Raw genomic sequence first — 19,865 nt, 5'->3', positions numbered from 1 at the left:
AAATAAAGAGTCACTTAATGGTGAATTACAGTTAATATTAGAATTAAAATAAAAACCGCCTGATAGAAATATTAAGTTGCATAAAATTATTAATTTTGCGGGCCTCCCGTAGTTCCTCCGCTGTCTCCAGCATGTTTATGAGTGCTTATTTTTATTCCATTTATCACCACATCACCTGTAACTTGCATTGTCCCATTAATCGTCGCTACTGAACCATTACCGCCAGTCCCCGTCATTCCCCCTTGATAAGTCAAAAGTTGTTGAACCGTTAACTTGCCCTTCAGAAGATGCAAGGGTGTGGTTTCCTCAACGCCACCAGGTGCATTAATAAGTAATTTCCCAGCTTCATCAAAAGCCAAAAAAGCTTTACCAAAGTACAAGCGCATATCGTTGTTGCCTGGCACCGAGTCGTCATAGTCACCACCGGGTATTACGTAGCTATCGATAAGATCAAAACGCCGCAAATCATCTGGGTCATCAATTGACTGCTGGCAAACAATCAGAAGCCCCTTGTCACCAACAGTAACCGGCCCCTTTATCCCCGCCTGACCGTTAGCAAATTTGGGCCATACAAACCGCTGGTTGTGTAAGATCGGATAAGCGTTACTATCACCATCAGGATATCGTTTTTCACCATCAGGTCTAACAGTGACTCTGCCGTTGTTATACTCGAGAATCGTGCATGGAATCGCGGTATTGACTTGGTCAAGCTCGCCGCCGATAACCTGAGTCAGCGCTTCAATAAAATCACTTTTGTCCGCCATCTTTCGGATACCTCAGTAGTGCTTCAACATTCCATTCTTGTCCATGAGTATCGCCAATATATTTAGCTTCCTCGACACGGAAAAACTCACCATGAATGTTATTTGAAATAAGCTTAACATAGGCTCCCGGGTATATAGCTGGATTAAGCAACGACTTGACACGGTAACCGGCTCCATCAAGCGTTTGCCGATTTTTTATTTTAGCGGTTGGATCTTCAACATTTATACTGTTGTGAGTAACACGGTTACTTTCGTATTTTATACCAGTTTGGGCATTACTTTTTTCCGTCATTGTTTCCGCCTCACGACGTGGATAACCAATCAAGCCGGTATCTTTGGAAAGTACAACTGCCGTTTCAGCATACACACCACCTTTACGAATGATTTGTAACTCTCCATCTTGAGCAGACCATTCAAGATCCAGAAAATCACATACCCTATCCATTGCATCACGAGCACGTCCGTTATATGCAAAACCAGAAATGTATTGCTTATCATTAACATTTAAAGACATTTTCACTGGCAAGCCAAAATTAGAAACCACCCCTTTTAACACAGCAAGCGCAGAGTAATGAGGGGGATAGCTTACCGATATTTTTGCATCTCTCAGGGGAATCACACTATCTCGTAAATCTATTTCTGTAATAGTATCCGCGCCATCTACATATGTCAGAGACCGACAAACTGTACCGGTAAATAACGTTACAGCCCCTATATCTTGTTCATAACCGACTTTTAGGATAACAATATTATTTATAATTTCCATTTTTTTTATTGTATCCGGCGAGGCATTATAGACTTTTAGAGTACATTTATTTACAGTTTTAGATGATGTTTTTTGAATGCTAAAATTAAGCCGTAAGTCTTTTACGCTAATAGCCTTTTTGTTTGTTTGCGCGATGATTAATTCAGCTACTCTCAGAAATAGCGGCATCTATTTCATCTCCAGCCAGATAAACTAGCGAAAAATCATTGTCAATAGAATTAAAACTCGCCTGTTCCTTTACACCAAAGTTTCTCATAAAAATAAAATCACCGTTAATTCCATTTAATGACAAATGGCGTGTAAGAGGATAATCTCTAACCATCTTTATTCCCGAGACAATAGGAGTAAACTGGCGATCATAAATACTAAGAGACCAGAAAGAAAAACGTTCATTCCATTTTATCCGAAGCGTGAAAGTTTGTTCATTTATAGCCATATCTACTGTCTGGTCGGGATAACCAGAAAGAAAATTAACTGTTATCATACTTAACTTCCTGTGGTTATTTTTAAATATTCTTCTTTGGTTTATCTAAAATCCTTTTTACTTTCACTTCCATCCTTAATGGGACCTTTATCGGAAGATGCTTTTCCATTATTTTTCATGCCACCAGCTCGTTTTCGTGTAGCTATGTCATTACTGTTGGAGGTACCCGCCTTACCTTCACTATCCGTAACTTTCTTTACACCAAGGCCTTTGGGTAATTGAGTAGATTGTGCTGAAACGATACGAAGTTGTGTTGCTTGTAAGGTAAATACTATTGCGTCACCAATATCAGGAGTTCGCGGAATATTAATACTTGTAATGACCATATCTTTATAAATCATATACCGCGTATAGATAGTTACCAAAATTTTAGCGTGGTAAAGGTCGTCAAGTGTTGCTAATGCTTTAGCAACCCGTTCCTCAATGTTAACACTATTAAACTGCGAGCTAAATATTTCTGCTTCCGTTATGGGAGAATTACTAATCATTCCTGTAACTGTCAAGCTTCTTGGCTTTTCAATAATATGATCAGCAATAGGTATCCCATTTTCTACTGGATTTTGCGTTATGTCACGCTGCCAGTCATGCGTTTCGCTATCAATCGAATCAAATTCTAGTGAACCAATAACTTCATTGCTAACATGGAATAAATTATCCAACCCACCATTCCATGTAAAACCCAAAAGGTCAGAAAAAGACATTCTTACCCCCTATTAAAATTCATATCATCGCCTAATGATCCCAGCCTATAGCCAACGTCATTAAAAACTTCTAGTCCGACATCATTCAAATAGCTCATCTGTTCTTGCGTTGTACCCGGCGGCACGCTTATTGTACCTATTGAAATAGTAACCGAATTAGATTTAGCTCCTAACGTTCCTTGCATTTTCCAGAAGCCAGTGTCAACACTCATATTATTTACTGAACTAGCTACGGGAACTTGTGAATTACGATTACTTTCCCTGATTCTACTCAGCATATCATTCCACATCTTTGGCACATCAAAAACGCCATATGTTTGCTCATTAGCCTGAGAGGCCCAGCCACTAAGATCATCAATAAACCAACCTAACTTTTGTTTGATCCAGGGCGCTACTTTCGTTGTTCCAAGCTTGTCACCAAGGCTTTGCGCCGAATCCTGAAACGAGTTCATAAAATTTTTAAGATTCTCAAGCATACGAAGAGCAAACTTAGCTATCTCTGCTAAATCATCAAGCCCTTTAGTGATTCCATCTATTTCGTCATGATATTTTTCTGCAGGGCCGATAAAATCATCCAATAGAGAAGGCTGTTTCTTAAACCATCGATAAACATTCTCAGCGGCACCGTAAAGTAATATCAGGCCAGCAATAATTAGCCCCACAGGTGAAATAAGCGCCGTAAAAGCGGTAGAGGCGGCCCCGATAATACCAACCAATCCAGCAGCGCCAAAAGCAACACTCAGCCATTTCACTGCATTTTCTGCACCACCTAATGCATTAATAATCTGATCAAATATGTATTCAACCTTATCAGCCAACCACAGAAAATCATTTGCTATCAGGGGAACAATCGCCGTGCTGCGACTCAGGCGATGGATAAACATATCCCAGCGATTAGCAACCACCGTCATTCCTTGTTCAAATGTCATTGGCATAGAAGAAAACTCTTCCTTTACTCCACTTGATATATTACGCAATGCATTTATGACTCTATCACTGCTAATACTACTGCCTTCTCCCTGGGCGGCTTTTGCCATTTGATCTAGTGACGTTCCCAGAGAAGCCGCCAGACGGGAGGCAAAACCTTCAGAGTTTTGCATGATGACTTGCATATCAGACCATTGTAATTTACCTACCGCCATGGCCTGCGTTAGCTGCATTATTACATTGGTAGTTTGCTGAGTGCTTGCACCTGCGAGTTGGAGCCCCATCTCGACCGAGTCGGTAATATTGAGTAAATCTTGCTGAGATTTGATAAGCCCATGTGTAGCCGCTCCCATTTGGCTATAAACATCAGCATATGCTTCAATATTCACTCTCGCATCATTGGCATGTTTTGAAAGGTTATCCATTGCTTCAGCGCCACCATTAGTAGTAGTGATCACTTTACCCAACCGAAACTCCAATAATTGCATCTCATCCGCAATATTAACGACAGATAACACGCTGCTAAGCACACCACTAAGACTGCGAAAACTATCCATGAGTTGGTTAACTTTCACATCAATTTTATCCAGGTCGCGACCGGTGGCTTCGCCACCGGTCAGGCCCAGACGGACTAAAAGTTCACGTATGAGCATACTTACTCTTCCGGCTGGCTGTAATAGTCCACCATATCAATGAGACCATTCAGCTTGATGATGTCTTCGACAGAAACCTGGCCAGATTTGACGCCCTCAACGGTACACATCTGCCGCATTATTGGGCGCCATACCAACCATTCCGCAGTTACGTCATCCCTTAATTTCCCATCTGGTCTTTTGCTGCCAGCATATTTACCCGATCGGTAAGATCTCCCGGGTTCAGTCCAAACAGGTTCAAGACTCGAGTGAAAAAAGGGGCGAAATTCAGCTTTAGTACCTCCCAGATAACGTCAAAGAAATCGAAAAGCGTATCCGCTGTAAATACCCGATTAACATTTTGCTCATTATCTAGTTTCACGTTATCCGTTGTACAGGTTACTAGCGCGTCACGTAAGATTGGCATAATGACTGTCTCCAGAGTTTTTTCATCGACGCCGGAAAGTAATGCGATAGCATTTGCCTCCGTCCCCTGAGCGAGTCCTTTATCGAGTAAGGTTTTTAACTTTACTAAGTGGCGGGCAGCAGAAAAGGCGTTTACTTTTATAGCAGAAAACTCTTTTTCCCCGATCACGAAATTATAACGTTCCATTTATCCCACCTTAATTATTGCCACCGACATAGAGTTGTAGAGATGCAGCAGCGAATACCCAAGCCCTTTCCCCAACAGCATTAGTTGAGAAAGCTACAGATGGAGGCGTCTGTAACCAGCATTCACTGCCAGAGATAACAGTACGACCTGACATATCTACCACGCTAATCGGAAAAACAGCATCACCTTCAAGCCCAAGACTATCCATATTCATCAATAATGAAAGCGCGTCATTTGCTGCACTGGTTGATAATAACCGAACTTCAATTGTCCCTGATTTGTCAGTATTTTTAGAGCGACCGGTTGAACCATCTAACCCTGAGCGTTTAGTAAATAAATCGCCCGAACGAGTAGCAGTAATTGAATCACCATCTGAAAATCCTGATAGAGGCACTGTTCCAATAATTACATGAACTTCAGAACCATCAAAAGTGCCTGATAAGCTATAGTTAGCTGCCATTTAAATTCTCCTTATTGATAATCGTAAGAAAGAGTGCCATCAATTTGAGTCAATTGAACTGCGCCGGAAAGTAACCCAATAAAGCTGATATAGAGGATTCGAGAAGCTTTTGTATCTGCATCAATATCCGCTGCATTTGGATAATCGATTTTGAAGCCAGGGACGGTTTCCCCTGCACTATTTTTTTCATCTGGTGCGATTACACCTTGAATTTGAGCATTAGCGAGCCGAGCGCGAAGTGTATTGATAATTAATGCAATACCTACGTTGGTATAGGGGATTTTTCCATTGCGAACTTTCACACTCGCCAGAGAAGTCTGGATATCGTCAGTTAGCCAATCACGATCGCGTACTACATCAATCCACTCGCCGGAAACTACACGACCAGATGGTTTTTGTTCAGTACCTACCCCGAAAAGATAGATTCCGTCACTGTATTGTTCATAAGTATTGGCATTTTTTTTGATGATGTTAGCTTTTTCTGTATCTGTAAATTTACTATCCGCGATCGTCACTAGCGACTTCAGAGCAAACACCGCCTCTCCCGGATCCTTGGTAAAGAAGCGTCCCATGACTGCAGCATCAGGATATTGCGTAGCTGCGAATTTATCGGCAATTAATACAGTTCGCAGATATTGTTTTCCCATAAGTTGGCTAGCAAGGTCATCACTGTCAGCTGACCAAATGGAAGCAGTATTTGAACGTGCAAAAAATAACTTATTTTGCGTTTCCGTCCAGGATGCTCCCTGAGTGATCAAATCATCGTTTAACTCGACTAATGACCAGCCATACCAGGTATTATCTTCTGCCTTAATTTTATCCATATCGGAAGCAAGGTTATCAGTTGCACCAATAGACTGGATGCTTACATTATCTTTACCAAAAAGGGTTAGTGTGCTTTCTGGATGATTTTTGACTGTTAATGTAACTTTCCCTTCGGAGACAGTTGGAGCGTTAAAAAAATCAGTAATTTCAACCTCAGATCCCATTGCCTCACTTAGGCCAGTAGCAACCAAATCAAGCGTGTCGTCTTTCATTGCGGTATAACTGATTTCTGTACCGTTAACAGTGAAAGAATAAATTTCACCTTCAATCGGGCTACTATCTTTTGGCACTACCACAATTGTAGCTGCATCACGACGTCCAACGTAGGCTTGCTTTGGTCGAGGTGTCTGACTAAATACCGCCTGTAAAGCAGAGAGCGTATGAGAATCAAGCTGATCTGAAACAGCGGATGAATAACTCGAATACCGCCGAACACGTTCACCGAACGCAGTCGTTGGCGATACAACTAACGGGATGCCAAAGTTAGCTTTTCCTACCGTTGCGGTATTAAGATTAATATCAACACTAGCAATTTGGTTAAGAGATGACATTTAAATACTCCGTATTAGTCAATGGTAATAACTTGATGTATAGGTTCTTTGCCAACCGTACTGGCTGCGTCAACAGTTTCAATAATTCCCACATGATCGGTATAAAGACAGGTATACCTAAAAGTCAGTTCTACATTAGCCATTGTTTCAAAATGCATATCATCACGTAATGCAGTGATATCAGATACGTTGCCAGTATTACTGATAACTAGCTTTAACTTCCGCATTAATTCTCGCGATGATATTTTTTTAATGCAATTGACTAAGTCTCCGGCAATTTCTTTGGCATCGGCGCCAAAAAAGTTCACCATTATCGTACCTTCACGAACTCCTTTAATTTGTATAACCCCGTCATCATCTATTTCTCCATACTCGTCACTTCCTACTGTTTTACAGGCAGTTATCTGATAGCTGGCATAAGGTAATTTTGGCCGCGGCCCATTCTGATTAGCACGTACAACAGGAATATTGATGATATTTGAAAATAGCGTTTCGGTAACAGACTCGATAAAGTCAGCCATCGTATTTCCTTACTGCATAGTATTTATAATGCGGTATAATTCCGCTCTGCCAAGTCTCCCGATATGTTAGTTCATACTCAAACTCATCGATAGTGACAATGGCAGGTTGAAAATTTTCACCGTCACCAATCACTTGCAATTTCGCATCGCTATACAGCCGATAATAATCATTAACCCGCCTACCTTCTGGCAAGGATTCTAGCCCTCCATTTTTATTAAGTGGTTGCACCGAAAAATAAACTGTAGATTTTACCCCACCATTATCTTTCCATTCTCCATTTTCGTAGGCACCAAAAAAAACACCTGGCAATGGTGTTAATACGCTCAAAGGCCTGCGGAACGAATCCATACTATTAACCCCTTTCATTCTTGGCTAATTTTGGGTAATTTCCACGTTCATTTTTCACTTTCAGAGCTATTATCCCCAACCATACGTTCCTCGAGCAGCAATAGTAGATTTCCATAACTTGTCGTAGAAAGGTAATCTGTGTCATTAGAAATACTCTCATAAGAAATTGATAAATCTCCTTCAGTACGGGAAATTACTCTGGCAGTGGAAGTAAAACTCTCTTTGGAGAAACAGCCCAATGATGCCATCATATGGCCTGACATAAGTGCCAAGGCTATATTATTTGCTTCGCCGTAACTTTTATTACTTAAAAAAAGAGTAGATAGCTCAAGATAATCATTGATAGTTTCATCGGGAATTTCTGCAAATTCTAATGCAATCTGTCTAAACACTTCCAACGGTGGTTTAGCCTCGTATAAGGTCTGGCTCATTATTTAGTATCCTAACGTGAATATTCGCAGTGTAACTTTATGAATTAGAGCGGACATACTCCTGACTAAAGCAAAGTATCCTGCCGAAAATGGATGATCTGGCAGTTAATCAGGGTAATGCCCGCATGGCGCGGATATAGGCCTGCAAACCGGCTATTTGTTGGGTTGCGGTGGCAATACGCTCGCGGAGGGTGAAATAATCCCGTTGAGCGGCGTCAGTAAGTCGGGGCCTGGCATCATCATCCACGCCGGTGGCGGCGGCGGTTGAAGGTTTCCGGCAGGTGGCGTTGAGCTGCAACCGCTGGCGGCCAGCAATAACATCATGTTGAAGCTGGTCAATAGTCTTCCTCGCATCCGATAACTCCTGGGTATAGTGCATATCAATCGCGGCAGCATTAGCTTGCTGCTGTCGCAGGTCATTAATCAGCGTTAGTTGTGTCTGCATTTTGCTTTCCGCCGCGATCGCACGTTGGTGGTAATGGCTAATCAGGCAGGTGCTGGCAATGACCATCAGTAACAGCATCATCCACAGCAGGCCGCGCCAGTGTGTTTTTAGCCACAGGGCCAGGGAGAGGCTATTCATGCCAGCGCCGCCTTCGCTTGGTTAAAACGCTGTAATCGATCGGCAAGACCCTGTAGTGCCGGATTAATTAAGCGCGTTACGCGTTTGGTATTTTCGGCGTACGCTAAGCAACCGTTATGGGTAAAGAACCATGCGGCGGATAAGGCGGCATAATTATCACATTCCAGTTTTTCGGGTTCGGCGACCAGATCAATGTGCAGCGCCTCGCCGCAGGCAAGGTAATTATTCAGACCGGTTATCTGAATCAGCCCGCGCCCTCGATATTTCCAGCCATCATTGCTACTTTTATTCCCCATCCGCCCGGCATAAACCAAGTTTGCAATAGCCACCTGTCTCGCCGGGTGCTCTGACGTTCGCCCCAACATTTGCGCCTGGTAATCAGAGATGCGTTTTCCGAAAGTGCTCATCAAAGCCGTTGGCGTATAGTTGAAGTTTTCGCTGAGTTGAGTAAAACCTGCCGATTCATGGCCAATTTGTGCAATAAATTGCGCCTGTTGCAGAGGGTGAGAAATATTGAAAAACGTCATGGCTACATTAATAGAAGGACACCAGCGCGCAGCCAGTTCTGCGCCAGTGCCCGTAGCCTGCTGAAATTGTGTTGGATTCATACTGCCCTCAGGAACAAAACAGCCGCGCAACATTTCCCCGATTACGAAAAATCGCCACGCAGAGAATGAGGTTAACGGTCAATGTCGACCAGTGAGTTTGGAGATCGCAATGAAAAGCAAAACGAAACGGCACCGAGCCATAAGCGACAATCAGGCACCAGGCGAGCCACGCGGCCTGGCGGTTATGTTTCCCGGTGGGTTTGCGATAGAGCATCAGGCGCAAAACAATTGCGCTGCTGATCACCACATTAATGAACACCAGTGGATTACTTATGATCACGATCTCCTCCCGTCCAGCGCCGCAGCCACGCAGCCAGATCCTGTTCAAAGACGAACGTCAGTATTTTGATCGCCAGCGCCGAAAGGAGCACCGCACCTAATGCATCCAGTGGCTTATCGTTGTAATGCGTCAGGCTTGCCAATTTGGCGCCTATCAATCCGGCGCCATAAATCCCAACGATAAAGGAAACTAAAAAATAGAGCGCACGCCGCCACAGACTCAGTTCTGCTGCGGTTGCGACATAAAAGACGGCACCGGCAAACGCGCCAAAAATAACGCCATAATCGGAGGATGACATCAGGCCAAACAGACTGACGCCGGTTAGAGCACTGGCAGCAACCGTGGTGCCTGAAAAAAGATCGGACATTTTGCTCCCCTATAGTGCTGTGCTCCGCCGATAAAGACGGAGATAAAAAAACCGGCCGGAGCCGGTATAAAAGAACAGCGTTGTCTTTGCAGACGCATAATAAAATTCATCATCTGGTAAATGTGATCAGGAAAAACCTATTTATTCGCCCATAAAAAAACCCGCCGCAGCGGGTTGTTAATATATTTCAGGATAGAATTATCAGCTTATGTGAAAATAATGGCTCAGCACGCCAAGGCTGTCAATAGATTATATTATTTTTGTTGTATTTATTTAGAAAGGGCGGCCTGCAGGCGAACATAAATAAAAGATTCCATTGCTGAGAACATTTCATTTACTTCTCTGCGGCAAGTCGCCAATGATGGCACACGATATTTTGGTTTGCCTTGCACAGCGCTCATTAATCGGGGCTCACAAATGGACTGATAATAACCCGCCAGTTTTCTTTCAGATGCGCAAAACGCATAGCGACAAATTAATAGTGACCATGCTTGCTTATTAATATGATGAAGTTCATCTATAACACCATTAATCAATATACCTTCGTCATCATTACATAATGGCCGCCCTGTGCCGCTCACGCCTGCTGCTTGCGCCATAAACCCAGCAATAACGCTACTTTGCCGCCGATCGATTCGGCCGCTATAGATCCAGGCACCCCATTTTTCCAGCCAGGGGATTAGCCAAAGGGTTTCTTCACGATTGAGTTTTACTGCTTCACTACTTAAATGCTGTGCCATCAGGTTTCCTCCAGTTAGCGCAGCAGTCATTCAGCTCTGGCTGTTCAGGCCAGTCCTGCTTTAAAGCGGTTTCCCCTCGGGGGTGAATATCTGATAGCCCGCCTGCCCGGCAAGCTCTATTAACGCACGAAATGAGGCGATATGTTCATCATCTCTGATGATACGTACGCTAACCACACGCCCATTGTGGAACTTCACAAGAACCCGACCATCAGAAGGTAGTGTTTCATCAATGTCTTTAAAATCAGCCACTAAAACCTCCGCCGCCCGTTCCTGTTATCTTCGCCTCCAGGTTATTACAGCAAAATACTGTATATATTTCCAGTATGTTTTTCAAATATTGCTAAAATCGTTTTTATCGTTACGGTTAGGCGCTGACTTCACGAGGTGTTAGTTACTGCGGGCAGTGACCGTTTTCTGGCTATTTTCACTACTGAGATAGTAGGCTCTATCCACCTGATAGAGCGTAAATTCCGGCGTCGGTGTGGCATGTCGATCAATCTGGATATGCGGCGACAAACACATACGTTGTACCCGCGAGCGTAGCTGATGCATGGTTAGACCGTGCTCTGGGAAATGCTTATCTAAAGCAGCCATAATGCCGTAATAGCTCAGGGTTCTTCCCAACATTACGCTCACCAAGTTACACGCAGGAAAATCGCCGTGCCCAACGCTATTTTTCGGCGCTGACGGCTGGGGCGCTTGCTGATTTTCGTTCTCGCGCGGCTCGGTGAGTGGAAGGCAAACCGGCTCGCTGACCTTGATCGGCTCCGGCGGTGGCATCCATGCGGAGCGTGTCCGGGCACGGGCGCCTGCATTCATACGCCAAATAATTAATGCGGTATAATCGCGGCCGTCATCTTGCGCGCTACGATTCTGCGGATAAATAATATCGGTTATTACCATGGCTTTTTTTCTCCATACAGCGTGAGATGAAAATTACAGTTTTTATTTCTCTACGCCGCATAAATAAAAGGCGTAGCTATAATTCCCTGGGTAAAAAAGCAAAAAAACTTATGCAGCACTGAAAATCAGCGCCCGAAAAAGAGACAGAACCAAGGGAGGTAGAAATAAAAAAACCGCCCGGTGGCGGCAGTTGAGAAGTTATTATCACTTTACATTTTTCAGCTTATGGAAAAATATTGGCTCAGCACTTCAGCCTCGTCAATCCTTTTTTTACCATGGTGTTTATTTGGGTTTAAAAAACAGCGCCAGCACTGAGTTAACGGTAGAAAAAATTTTTTTGCGTAGTATTTCGTAATCCTCGTTTATTCCCGGTTATCTTTATAGTAATAGCGGTTATCATCGTGCGCATATGGATAGCGCTGCCATATCGCCATCGCTTATGTTAGATTTGGCTAACAACAGCATGCCTTAGGTCGTCAAACAAAGGAAAATCAGGCTAACCCGTCTATGCAACAGTTCGGCGAGCGCATTAGAGCGCGCAGGAAAGAGTTTAAGCTAAGCCAACGCGCACTGGCACAACGTGTCGGAGTCGCTCATGTGACCATCTCACAATGGGAGACTGGCGACAGTGAGCCGGGCGGCAAGAATCTTTTTACCCTGAGTAACGCACTACAGTGCTCGCCCGCCTGGATTTTATATGGTGACGATACGCTGGCGCCCGCTACACCGCAGGCAGCCCCGCAGGATGTGGATGAGCGAGAAACAGAGTTACTCGCTCTCTTCTCTGCCCTACCTGAGTCGGAAAAATTGCGCCATCTGGATGAGCTACGGGAAAAAGTTGACAGTTTCAATCGCTTATTCGAAGAGTTACTCTCTGCACGTAAAGAAAACAATAGTTAGTTTATTTTCAAGAGGTTGGAACTGATACGCTCACTTTGTTCGTTTTTACGAACAAAATACTTGCAATGAATGTTAGCTTTAACTAAATTTACTGATGACGACATCCTGAAAACCTTGCGGTAGTCGTTCAGCTAAATGTTCTGACACTCCGGAAAGACGGAGAAATGACCGATGGTGAATGAGTCGAGAGAGTATTACTGACGCAGGATCAATCCAGCGTTGTCAGCTAACAACGTCACGCATTCCATCACTTCGCCTTGCCAGCGCGGGAGCCCGACAATGATAAATCGTAATAGTTAGATATGATGCTAGGCAAGGTGATTTTCGGAACGAAAAAACCGCCCAAAGGCGGTTACGACATTGCTGCTTATTGCTTGTTTTAATTCGATATTTTGATTGGTGCCCAGGGCGGGACTTGAACCCGCACAGCCATACAGCCGAGGGATTTTAAATCCCTTGTGTCTACCGATTTCACCACCTGGGCAAAGTGGAGGCGCGTCCCGGAGTCGAACCGAGGTTGACGGATTTGCAATCCGCTGCATGGCCACTCTGCCAACGCGCCTTTGTCTTGCTATCGCCTTTTCAGGCGGTTACCAGCATACTGGCTGATAACAAATTTGGAGCGGGAAACGAGACTCGAACTCGCGACCCCGACCTTGGCAAGGTCGTGCTCTACCAACTGAGCTATTCCCGCATCATCAACAAATAACCAACTTGCTGATTTACTTTATCTTCTGGCGTCTGTACCGCCGTTCGATGCGTTGCATTCTACTGACCTGTGGCAATGAGTCAATAAAATTATCCATGCCACGCGTCCGTTTGCTGCTTTTTAAATCGTATCGATCACCCTTCAAACAAATCGCCGCGTGCCGCACTGAGATATTGGAACATTGACCAGAACGTTAAGACCGCAGCAATATATAGCGCGATGACACCAATTCCTTCAACCAACTGGTCCGGACGCCAGAGTAAGGCAAATAGCGCAAACATCTGTGCTGTCGTTTTCACTTTCCCAATCCAGGAAACGGCTACACTACTGCGCTTACCAATTTCCGCCATCCACTCACGCAGCGCGGAAATAATGATTTCACGCGCAATCATCGTTGCTGCAGGTAAAGTGATCCACCACGAGTGAAAATGTTCCGCCACCAGCACCAGAGCCATCGCGACCATCACTTTATCCGCCACCGGATCAAGAAACGCGCCAAAACGCGTGGTCTGCTTCCAGCGACGGGCTAAAAACCCATCAAACCAATCGGTAACCGCCGCCACAACAAAAATCAGGGCGCAAACTAACGGAGCCCATTGAAATGGCAGATAAAACGCCAGCACAAAGAACGGAATAAGGAAAACACGAAATACGGTGAGCCACGTCGGTATGTTAAATTGCATATGCTACGCTAACTATTTGGCTGGAGTGGAATTTACCCGTATGTTGCTACATTGACGACGGGGTTTCAATGCTAGTGTTTCAGCGAATGGAAGATTTTCTCCGCCAAGGCATGGGAAATACCGGGCACATTGGCTATTTCCTCAACAGTCGCACGCATCAGCGGCTGCAGCCCTCCCATGTATTTGAGTAGCTGTTGCCTACGTTTCGGGCCGATTCCTTCGATAGTTTCCAACGCGCTGGTATTTTTCACTTTGGCTCTTTTGCTACGATGACCCGTAATTGCATGATTGTGAGAGTCGTCACGAATATGCTGAATCACATGCAGCGCTGGAGAGTCCGGCGGCAGTGAGAACCCTTCCCCTTCCGGTTCAAAAAACAATGTCTCCAGACCCGCTTTACGATCGCTCCCTTTTGCGATGCCTAATAACAGAGGATGATCCTTGTCCCATGACACGTCGAGTTCAGCAAACACATTTTTTGCTTGCGCCAGTTGCCCCTTTCCACCGTCGATAAAAATAATGTCCGGCACTTTACCCGGCTCTAACGCTTTACTGTACCGACGACGTAATACCTGATTCATTGCCGCGTAATCATCGCCAGGGGTGATGCCGGTAATATTGTAGCGACGGTACTCCGCCCGCAGCGGGCCGTTTGCATCAAACACGACGCAGGATGCGACCGTTTGCTCGCCCATGGTGTGGCTAATATCGAAACACTCCATACGCTTTATCGCTGGCAGGTCGAGCGTTTCAGCCAGCGCCGCCATACGTTGATGTATTGTTGACTGCTGCGCCAAACGCGTTACCAGCGCCGTGGCAGCATTGGTGCGCGCCAGTTTCAGATAACGCGCCCGGTCGCCGCGAGGTTTGCTTTGCACATTCACACGCCGTCCGGCTAGCTCAGTCAGCGATTCAGCCAGCAATTCACGCTCTGGCAGCGCGAAATCCAGCAATATTTCCGCAGGTAACGTGCGGGCGTCACTCCCCTGTAGATAGAACTGCCCGACGAAGGTTTGTACTACTTCCGCCAACTCAGTCCCGCCCGGTATTTTCGGGAAATAGCTGCGGCTGCCTAAGACTTTCCCCTGACGAATAAACAGCACATGCAAACACGCCATGCCGGCATCAAACGCGACGCCAATAACATCCAGATCGTCCCCCTGATTAGAGACAAACTGTTTTTCCGTCACACGACGTACCGCCAATATCTGGTCTCGCAACCGCGCGGCTTCTTCAAAGCGTAGCGCGGCGCTGGCGGCCTCCATGCGGCTCACCAGCAAGTTGAGAACCTGATCATCTTTGCCGGACAAGAATAAACGCACATATTCGATTTGCTGCGCATACTCCTCTTCACTGACCAACCCGGCGACGCACGGGCCGAGGCAACGACCGATTTGATATTGTAAGCATGGGCGCGAGCGGTTGCGGTACACGCTATTTTCACATTGCCGTACCGGAAACACCTTCTGCAACAGTGCCAGAGTCTCACGCACTGCATAGCCATTAGGGAATGGGCCGAAGTACTCGCCTTTCGCGTGTTTTGCGCCACGTTGCATCGCCAGACGGGGATGTGTATCAGCGCTGAGGAAGATAAACGGGTAGGACTTATCATCACGCAACAAGACGTTGTAGCGCGGCTGATAGAGTTTAATGTAGTTGTGCTCGAGCAACAGCGCTTCGGTTTCTGTATGCGTAACCGTAACGTCAATTTGTCGAATATTCGTTACTAGCGCTTCGGTTTTGCGGCTGGCGACATTACTACGAAAATAACTGGTTAAACGCTTTTTAAGATCTTTCGCTTTACCAACATAGATAACCGTCCCGCCAGCATCATACATTCGGTACACACCGGGCTGGCTGGTGACAGTTTTCAGAAAGGATTTTGCATCAAAGACTTCACTCACTACCGATCAACGACTCCGCATTAAATAAGCCATGACGGATGGCCAAATGCGTTAACTCTACATCACCGCTGATATTCAATTTGCTAAACATACGGTAACGATAGCTGTTAACAGTTTTCGGGCTCAGGTTCAGTTGTTCAGAGATATCTGTCACCTTTTGCCCGCGGGTGATCATTAGCATAATCTGCAATTCTCGTTCCGACAAACAGCTAAACGGCGACTCGGCTTTTTGTGGCTCTATCTGACTTAACGCCATTTGCTGAGCAATGTCGGACGCGATATAACGCTGACCGGCATTCACGGAACGGATTGCACTCACCACCTCTTGCGGCGCGGCGCCTTTGCTCAGATACCCCGAAGCCCCTGCCTGCATCACTTTCGCCGGTAACGGATTTTCAGTATGAATGGTCAGCATAATAATTTTAATATCCGGGTTGAAGCGCACAATTTTACGCGTTGCTTCTAAACCACCGATACCCGGCATATTCATATCCATTAACACCACGTCAACATTGTTGGCGCGACACCATTTGACCGCATCTTCACCGCAGTTGGCCTCACCGACAACATGAATGCCTTTGATATCTTCCAGTATGCGACGAATGCCGGCGCGTACCAATTCGTGGTCGTCAACAAGGAGAATGCTAATCAAAAGAGGATTTCTCCAGAATGGTCAAAGTCGAAAAGTGCAACGGATTAATTCATACCGCTGATGTTACCCTTTTTTTGCTGCGGTTTGAACATAAATCATCGCGCGGGGAGAGTGCTTTTTTTTGTTCACACAAAGCAATAATAAAATGAGAAAATTAATAACTTTTTAGCAATTTATCGCCCAATGCTTCAAGATTAATTTTATTATCCTGGCAGACTTCGCTGAATGTAAATTATAAAATCACTGAAAAAACAATCAAATAAAATAAAACTAAATGTAATAGCTTTTATGAGCACCATTAATCAAAACCAGGCCGACAGACTAATTTTTTGAAACGGCTTTTCGTTTTTCATCCTCTTAAAACGCCAGGCGGCGGCCTCTACTCCTCCCCCGCTATCCTGATAGCCTCGAAAAGCATCATAAATTTTATGATATACTGGACGCTGTTTCATTTGCCCGATTTTTGTTGATCGAGCGCTTGCAAAAAGTCATCAAGGAGACCGTTATGAGTCAAATCGACTTTTCTACTTCTGAACACACCCAGGCGCTGGCGAATGAAGTCGCCTGCCTGAAAGCAATGATCACATTGATGTTGAAAGGCATGGGTCAGGCCGATGCCGGGAAAGTTATCATTAATATGGAGCGTTTCGTGGCGCAACTCGAAGATACGCAACAGGCGGAAGTCTTTAGTAACACCATCAAACAGATTAAGTTCGCTTACCGCCAATAACCTCATGCAAGCCCATTGATTTTCCGTATCATTTCACTCATCTTGGGTGTTTTTTAGGATATGGACAATGGGCTTACTTCTCAAAGCGGCGCTCGGTGCCGCCGTGGTCTTACTGATTGGGATACTGGCAAAAACGCGTAATTATTATATCGCCGGGCTAGTACCGCTGTTTCCAACCTTTGCACTTATCGCCCACTATATTGTTGCCACAGAACGTAATGTTGAAGCCTTACGCGCCACGATTATTTTTGGCATGTGGGCGATTGTTCCCTACTTTATCTATCTGTTATCACTTTGGTATTTGATTGGCTTAATGCGGCTCCCGTGGGCACTAGGCAGTGCAGTGCTCTGCTGGGTCGCCGCCGCCTGGTTATTGATCTCTCTGTGGTCGAAATGGCATTAATTAGCGACCACGCGTCTGCCAGTTGATCGATACACCTAATGAAGGCAGCACCTCTTCCGGGCTAAAGCGGCGCGCGCCACGATATTTTTTTGCCAGCTCAGGTTGGTCAACCGGGATTTTTACCGCAAATAAATTATCTTCCGACTGGATTAACCCCGGTGATAAGGGCTCAAATGCCACCTGATGCTGGTCAAACATCTTTTCCAACATCGGAGTAGCGGCACTGACGATATATTTAATCCCCGAGGTTTCCGCTAATTGAACCGCATGCCATAAGATATTGAGCGGTAACTCTTCATCGACTTCTAGTCGTGCTGAAAAGCGTGACATTTCCCATACGGCTTCATCCTCGAATGAAGCACCAATCCCATCGATGCCCTGCGGTTCTTGCCAGTGCATTAGCCGCACGCAGCCACTAATTCCATCCTGTGCGCTCCAGGCAATCAGCCAGGTGACATCTGAACGATCGAAACGATCGTACTCTTGACCCGGCGTGCTTAAACGCGATGGAATTGACCACCCTTCACCACGCGCAAAAACGTTATAGCGATAGCTGCCCAATTCAGCTAATAACGAAGATGGCATATCCTTCAGCTGGGTTTGGATAATTTTCATCATATTCCCCTGTCGCACTTCCTCGTTTACGCTGTACACATCATCCCGATTTGATGGTTTACCGGACGTCGGTCTGCCGCACGCCGAATAAACCCATGACGTACTTCAACAGCCCCGCTCTTCCCGATACTGAGCACCAACATTTAAACTCTGATGCGACATCGGCTAACTTTTGTCCCGCCAAATAGTGTAGTTTCATTGTTAAACGGGCTGATTTTTAACAATGCAATTATAGGTATTAATAATAACGCCGGGAGCGATGCATAGACCGTAACCAAGGTGAAACCGGCATAGCTGCACAGGCTGCGTATAACCGCGGACCGGCGTTATGATAAAATGACGGCGGTAATTAAAAAAACGAATTACAACGAGTAATTTTTTAATTCGTTCACCTTATTTTACTAACAGATCAACCTGTTCCGCGCCCTGCCGATAATTATTTGGCGTTAATCTCACGCTGCATCGCGGCCGATCTGCGTGACCAGCACCAGGATAAGGTAGATTATTTAGTATTGATGCCTTCACTATGCTGAACACTGTCGTATCGCTTAACCTTTATGGCTAAGAATAGGATTTTTCTTATAAATATTCAATGTTTTTGATGGAATACATTTCTGGTGGTTTATCGATATTTTACTGCAATGATTTTAAGCGAAATTAGCCAGATAAAGCTAAAGTAAAAGCTTAAATGACAGTAGGATAAGAGGATTTCGTCTTGGTAGTTTGTTGTCACGCTTAATCTACGCTAGCGTTAACGCTGGCAGGATTGATTAACCACTAACGCCGTTCCAGTACGCTAAAATAATCATCAATAAAATTGATTATCACCATTTATATTTTTGAAATGAAGAAAAAGTGGATGATGACCGGAATATCGCTTGAAAGTGTGCAAGAGAAATTTATCTATTATTTTCTGATAAATCATTAAGTTGTACTCGAAAAAGGATGGCATCATGATCAATCAACTGGCAATACTATTTTTAATCATTGGTGTCTGCACACTAATGATGATCGCAAAGGATCTGCTCGTGCGGCCACATCCAATAAAAATTATGAACCTCGTGTGGCCGGTTACCGGCTTATATATGCCATTTATTGGCTGGGTAGCCTGGTGGTATCTGGGAAGGCGTTATGTCTATCAGCCTTCGGCGGCATTGATTGCCGCAAGGCGACCTAAATGGCAAGGTACTTTTATTGCGACTTCATTGTGCGCAGCAGCCTGCGTTTTTGGCGATATTATCACGCTACCAATTATCACCCTAATAAACCATCTCGGTTTTAAAACCACGTTACTTCTTCAGGCAATAACCGCTTTTCTGCTCTCGGTCATTTTGGGACTCATGATGCAATTTTGGGCAATAAAACAACGTCAGCGACTTTCGTTTGGCCGTTCGTTATTGCAAGCGATAAAAACCGAGACGTTCCCCTTGGCTGTTTACCAGGCGGGTATTTTTTTCACCATGGCGTTAGCCCTGAAATTTGTCCTGCAGCAGCAGGTTAATCCCACATTATTACTGTTTTGGTTCATGTTGCAGATCGCGATTCTTACCGGCTTTGTTTTTTCCTGGCCCGCTAATCGCTTCTTGATCAAACGTGGTGCGCCATTGATGAGTTAGCGCCTCACCTAGTGTGTGATGTCAGTGCGCAAGCATGTCGAGAGAACGTTGTAAATACATATTGACATTGCGCCAGACGATGGGCTTCACGATTGCGAAAATAATATTACCCATAAATCGTGTTATTACACTATCTTATGCCAAC

At 45.0% G+C, this 19,865-nt stretch carries 26 protein-coding genes and 3 tRNA genes; 4 read left to right on the top strand and 25 right to left on the bottom strand.

Annotation, left to right across the window (positions count from 1 at the left end; genetic code table 11):
* Positions 1 to 89 precede the first annotated feature (89 nt).
* The 18 genes from PMPD1_RS08875 to PMPD1_RS08790 all read right to left on the bottom strand — a co-directional run bounded on the left by PMPD1_RS08875 (position 90) and on the right by PMPD1_RS08790 (position 11,508).
* Positions 90 to 764 (bottom strand): Gp138 family membrane-puncturing spike protein, encoded by a 675-nt coding sequence (locus PMPD1_RS08875; protein WP_173633694.1) that lies wholly within the window; start codon positions 762 to 764, stop codon positions 90 to 92.
* The gene (locus PMPD1_RS08870) at positions 748 to 1,698 is read right to left on the bottom strand and encodes a phage protein (protein ID WP_173633693.1); all 951 of its coding nucleotides are present in this window, start codon (positions 1,696 to 1,698) and stop codon (positions 748 to 750) included. Before PMPD1_RS08870 ends, PMPD1_RS08875 begins: the two co-directional genes overlap by 17 nt.
* Positions 1,673 to 2,014 (bottom strand): phage baseplate plug family protein, encoded by a 342-nt coding sequence (locus PMPD1_RS08865; RefSeq protein WP_173633692.1) that lies wholly within the window; start codon positions 2,012 to 2,014, stop codon positions 1,673 to 1,675. The genes PMPD1_RS08870 and PMPD1_RS08865 overlap by 26 nt, the downstream gene beginning before the upstream one ends.
* Before the next feature lie 41 nt (positions 2,015 to 2,055).
* Positions 2,056 to 2,715 (bottom strand): phage baseplate protein, encoded by a 660-nt coding sequence (locus PMPD1_RS08860; protein ID WP_173633691.1) that lies wholly within the window; start codon positions 2,713 to 2,715, stop codon positions 2,056 to 2,058.
* A 2-nt stretch (positions 2,716 to 2,717) separates the two neighbouring features.
* On the bottom strand, positions 2,718 to 4,295 hold the full coding sequence (locus tag PMPD1_RS08855) for a tape measure protein (protein ID WP_173633690.1): 1,578 nt from the start codon (positions 4,293 to 4,295) through the stop codon (positions 2,718 to 2,720).
* A gap of 160 nt (positions 4,296 to 4,455) precedes the next feature.
* Positions 4,456 to 4,887: a phage tail assembly chaperone gene (locus tag PMPD1_RS08850; RefSeq protein ID WP_173633689.1), complete on the bottom strand. Its 432-nt coding sequence runs from the start codon at positions 4,885 to 4,887 to the stop codon at positions 4,456 to 4,458.
* Positions 4,888 to 4,897: 10 nt separating this feature from the next.
* Positions 4,898 to 5,347: a phage structural protein gene (locus PMPD1_RS08845; protein ID WP_173633688.1), complete on the bottom strand. Its 450-nt coding sequence runs from the start codon at positions 5,345 to 5,347 to the stop codon at positions 4,898 to 4,900.
* Between the two features lie 11 nt (positions 5,348 to 5,358).
* Positions 5,359 to 6,723, bottom strand: coding sequence for a DUF3383 family protein (locus PMPD1_RS08840; RefSeq protein WP_173633687.1), 1,365 nt, complete (start codon positions 6,721 to 6,723; stop codon positions 5,359 to 5,361).
* A gap of 14 nt (positions 6,724 to 6,737) precedes the next feature.
* Complete coding sequence (locus tag PMPD1_RS08835) at positions 6,738 to 7,244, bottom strand: phage neck terminator protein (RefSeq protein ID WP_173633686.1); 507 nt, start codon at positions 7,242 to 7,244, stop codon at positions 6,738 to 6,740.
* On the bottom strand, positions 7,237 to 7,593 hold the full coding sequence (locus PMPD1_RS08830) for a hypothetical protein (protein WP_173633685.1): 357 nt from the start codon (positions 7,591 to 7,593) through the stop codon (positions 7,237 to 7,239). The genes PMPD1_RS08835 and PMPD1_RS08830 overlap by 8 nt, the downstream gene beginning before the upstream one ends.
* Before the next feature lie 47 nt (positions 7,594 to 7,640).
* Positions 7,641 to 8,024 (bottom strand): DUF4054 domain-containing protein, encoded by a 384-nt coding sequence (locus PMPD1_RS08825; protein WP_173633684.1) that lies wholly within the window; start codon positions 8,022 to 8,024, stop codon positions 7,641 to 7,643.
* A gap of 109 nt (positions 8,025 to 8,133) precedes the next feature.
* Complete coding sequence (locus PMPD1_RS08820; protein ID WP_173633683.1) at positions 8,134 to 8,607, bottom strand: lysis protein; 474 nt, start codon at positions 8,605 to 8,607, stop codon at positions 8,134 to 8,136.
* Positions 8,604 to 9,215, bottom strand: a complete 612-nt coding sequence (locus PMPD1_RS08815) for a glycoside hydrolase family 19 protein (protein ID WP_173633682.1) — start codon at positions 9,213 to 9,215, stop codon at positions 8,604 to 8,606. Before PMPD1_RS08815 ends, PMPD1_RS08820 begins: the two co-directional genes overlap by 4 nt.
* A 7-nt stretch (positions 9,216 to 9,222) precedes the next feature.
* Positions 9,223 to 9,495: a phage holin family protein gene (locus PMPD1_RS08810; RefSeq protein ID WP_173633681.1), complete on the bottom strand. Its 273-nt coding sequence runs from the start codon at positions 9,493 to 9,495 to the stop codon at positions 9,223 to 9,225.
* Positions 9,482 to 9,862 (bottom strand): phage holin family protein, encoded by a 381-nt coding sequence (locus tag PMPD1_RS08805; RefSeq protein ID WP_173633680.1) that lies wholly within the window; start codon positions 9,860 to 9,862, stop codon positions 9,482 to 9,484. The genes PMPD1_RS08810 and PMPD1_RS08805 overlap by 14 nt, the downstream gene beginning before the upstream one ends.
* 269 nt (positions 9,863 to 10,131) lie before the next feature.
* The gene (locus PMPD1_RS08800) at positions 10,132 to 10,602 is read right to left on the bottom strand and encodes an antiterminator Q family protein (RefSeq protein WP_173633679.1); all 471 of its coding nucleotides are present in this window, start codon (positions 10,600 to 10,602) and stop codon (positions 10,132 to 10,134) included.
* Between the two features lie 60 nt (positions 10,603 to 10,662).
* Positions 10,663 to 10,854, bottom strand: a complete 192-nt coding sequence (locus PMPD1_RS08795) for a hypothetical protein (protein ID WP_173633678.1) — start codon at positions 10,852 to 10,854, stop codon at positions 10,663 to 10,665.
* Between the two features lie 138 nt (positions 10,855 to 10,992).
* On the bottom strand, positions 10,993 to 11,508 hold the full coding sequence (locus PMPD1_RS08790) for a hypothetical protein (RefSeq protein WP_173633677.1): 516 nt from the start codon (positions 11,506 to 11,508) through the stop codon (positions 10,993 to 10,995).
* A gap of 507 nt (positions 11,509 to 12,015) precedes the next feature.
* Here PMPD1_RS08790 and PMPD1_RS08785 point away from each other — a divergent pair.
* Positions 12,016 to 12,408: a helix-turn-helix domain-containing protein gene (locus PMPD1_RS08785; RefSeq protein WP_173633676.1), complete on the top strand. Its 393-nt coding sequence runs from the start codon at positions 12,016 to 12,018 to the stop codon at positions 12,406 to 12,408.
* Positions 12,409 to 12,805: 397 nt separating this feature from the next.
* Here PMPD1_RS08785 and PMPD1_RS08780 read toward each other — a convergent pair.
* The 6 genes from PMPD1_RS08780 to uvrY form a co-directional block, all read right to left on the bottom strand.
* A tRNA-Leu gene (locus PMPD1_RS08780) sits at positions 12,806 to 12,892 on the bottom strand.
* Positions 12,893 to 12,896: 4 nt separating this feature from the next.
* A tRNA-Cys gene (locus PMPD1_RS08775) sits at positions 12,897 to 12,970 on the bottom strand.
* Between the two features lie 56 nt (positions 12,971 to 13,026).
* Positions 13,027 to 13,102: transfer RNA gene (locus PMPD1_RS08770), tRNA-Gly, on the bottom strand.
* 149 nt (positions 13,103 to 13,251) lie between these two features.
* Positions 13,252 to 13,800, bottom strand: coding sequence for a CDP-diacylglycerol--glycerol-3-phosphate 3-phosphatidyltransferase (pgsA, locus tag PMPD1_RS08765; protein WP_173633675.1), 549 nt, complete (start codon positions 13,798 to 13,800; stop codon positions 13,252 to 13,254).
* A gap of 71 nt (positions 13,801 to 13,871) precedes the next feature.
* A complete protein-coding gene (gene uvrC / locus PMPD1_RS08760) occupies positions 13,872 to 15,704 on the bottom strand; it encodes an excinuclease ABC subunit UvrC (protein ID WP_173633674.1) in 1,833 nt (610 codons plus the stop codon).
* A complete protein-coding gene (gene uvrY, locus PMPD1_RS08755; RefSeq protein WP_173633673.1) occupies positions 15,697 to 16,356 on the bottom strand; it encodes a UvrY/SirA/GacA family response regulator transcription factor in 660 nt (219 codons plus the stop codon). Before uvrY ends, uvrC begins: the two co-directional genes overlap by 8 nt.
* Positions 16,357 to 16,861: 505 nt before the next feature.
* Between uvrY and PMPD1_RS08750 the strand changes: the two genes are divergently transcribed.
* On the top strand, positions 16,862 to 17,086 hold the full coding sequence (locus tag PMPD1_RS08750; protein ID WP_173633672.1) for a DUF2594 family protein: 225 nt from the start codon (positions 16,862 to 16,864) through the stop codon (positions 17,084 to 17,086).
* A 67-nt stretch (positions 17,087 to 17,153) separates the two neighbouring features.
* Complete coding sequence (locus PMPD1_RS08745; protein WP_173633671.1) at positions 17,154 to 17,489, top strand: GlpM family protein; 336 nt, start codon at positions 17,154 to 17,156, stop codon at positions 17,487 to 17,489.
* On the opposite strand, the gene PMPD1_RS08740 is transcribed toward PMPD1_RS08745, so the two are convergent.
* A complete protein-coding gene (locus tag PMPD1_RS08740; RefSeq protein ID WP_173636159.1) occupies positions 17,490 to 18,104 on the bottom strand; it encodes an acyl-homoserine-lactone synthase in 615 nt (204 codons plus the stop codon).
* A gap of 953 nt (positions 18,105 to 19,057) precedes the next feature.
* Here PMPD1_RS08740 and PMPD1_RS08735 point away from each other — a divergent pair.
* Positions 19,058 to 19,720: a DUF4396 domain-containing protein gene (locus PMPD1_RS08735; protein ID WP_173633670.1), complete on the top strand. Its 663-nt coding sequence runs from the start codon at positions 19,058 to 19,060 to the stop codon at positions 19,718 to 19,720.
* Positions 19,721 to 19,865: the final 145 nt, after the last annotated feature.

Source organism: Paramixta manurensis, assembly GCF_013285385.1.
GTDB lineage: Bacteria > Pseudomonadota > Gammaproteobacteria > Enterobacterales > Enterobacteriaceae > Paramixta > Paramixta manurensis.
Note: the sequence above shows the minus strand (reverse complement) of the source record. Positions and strands in the feature narration are given on the sequence as shown.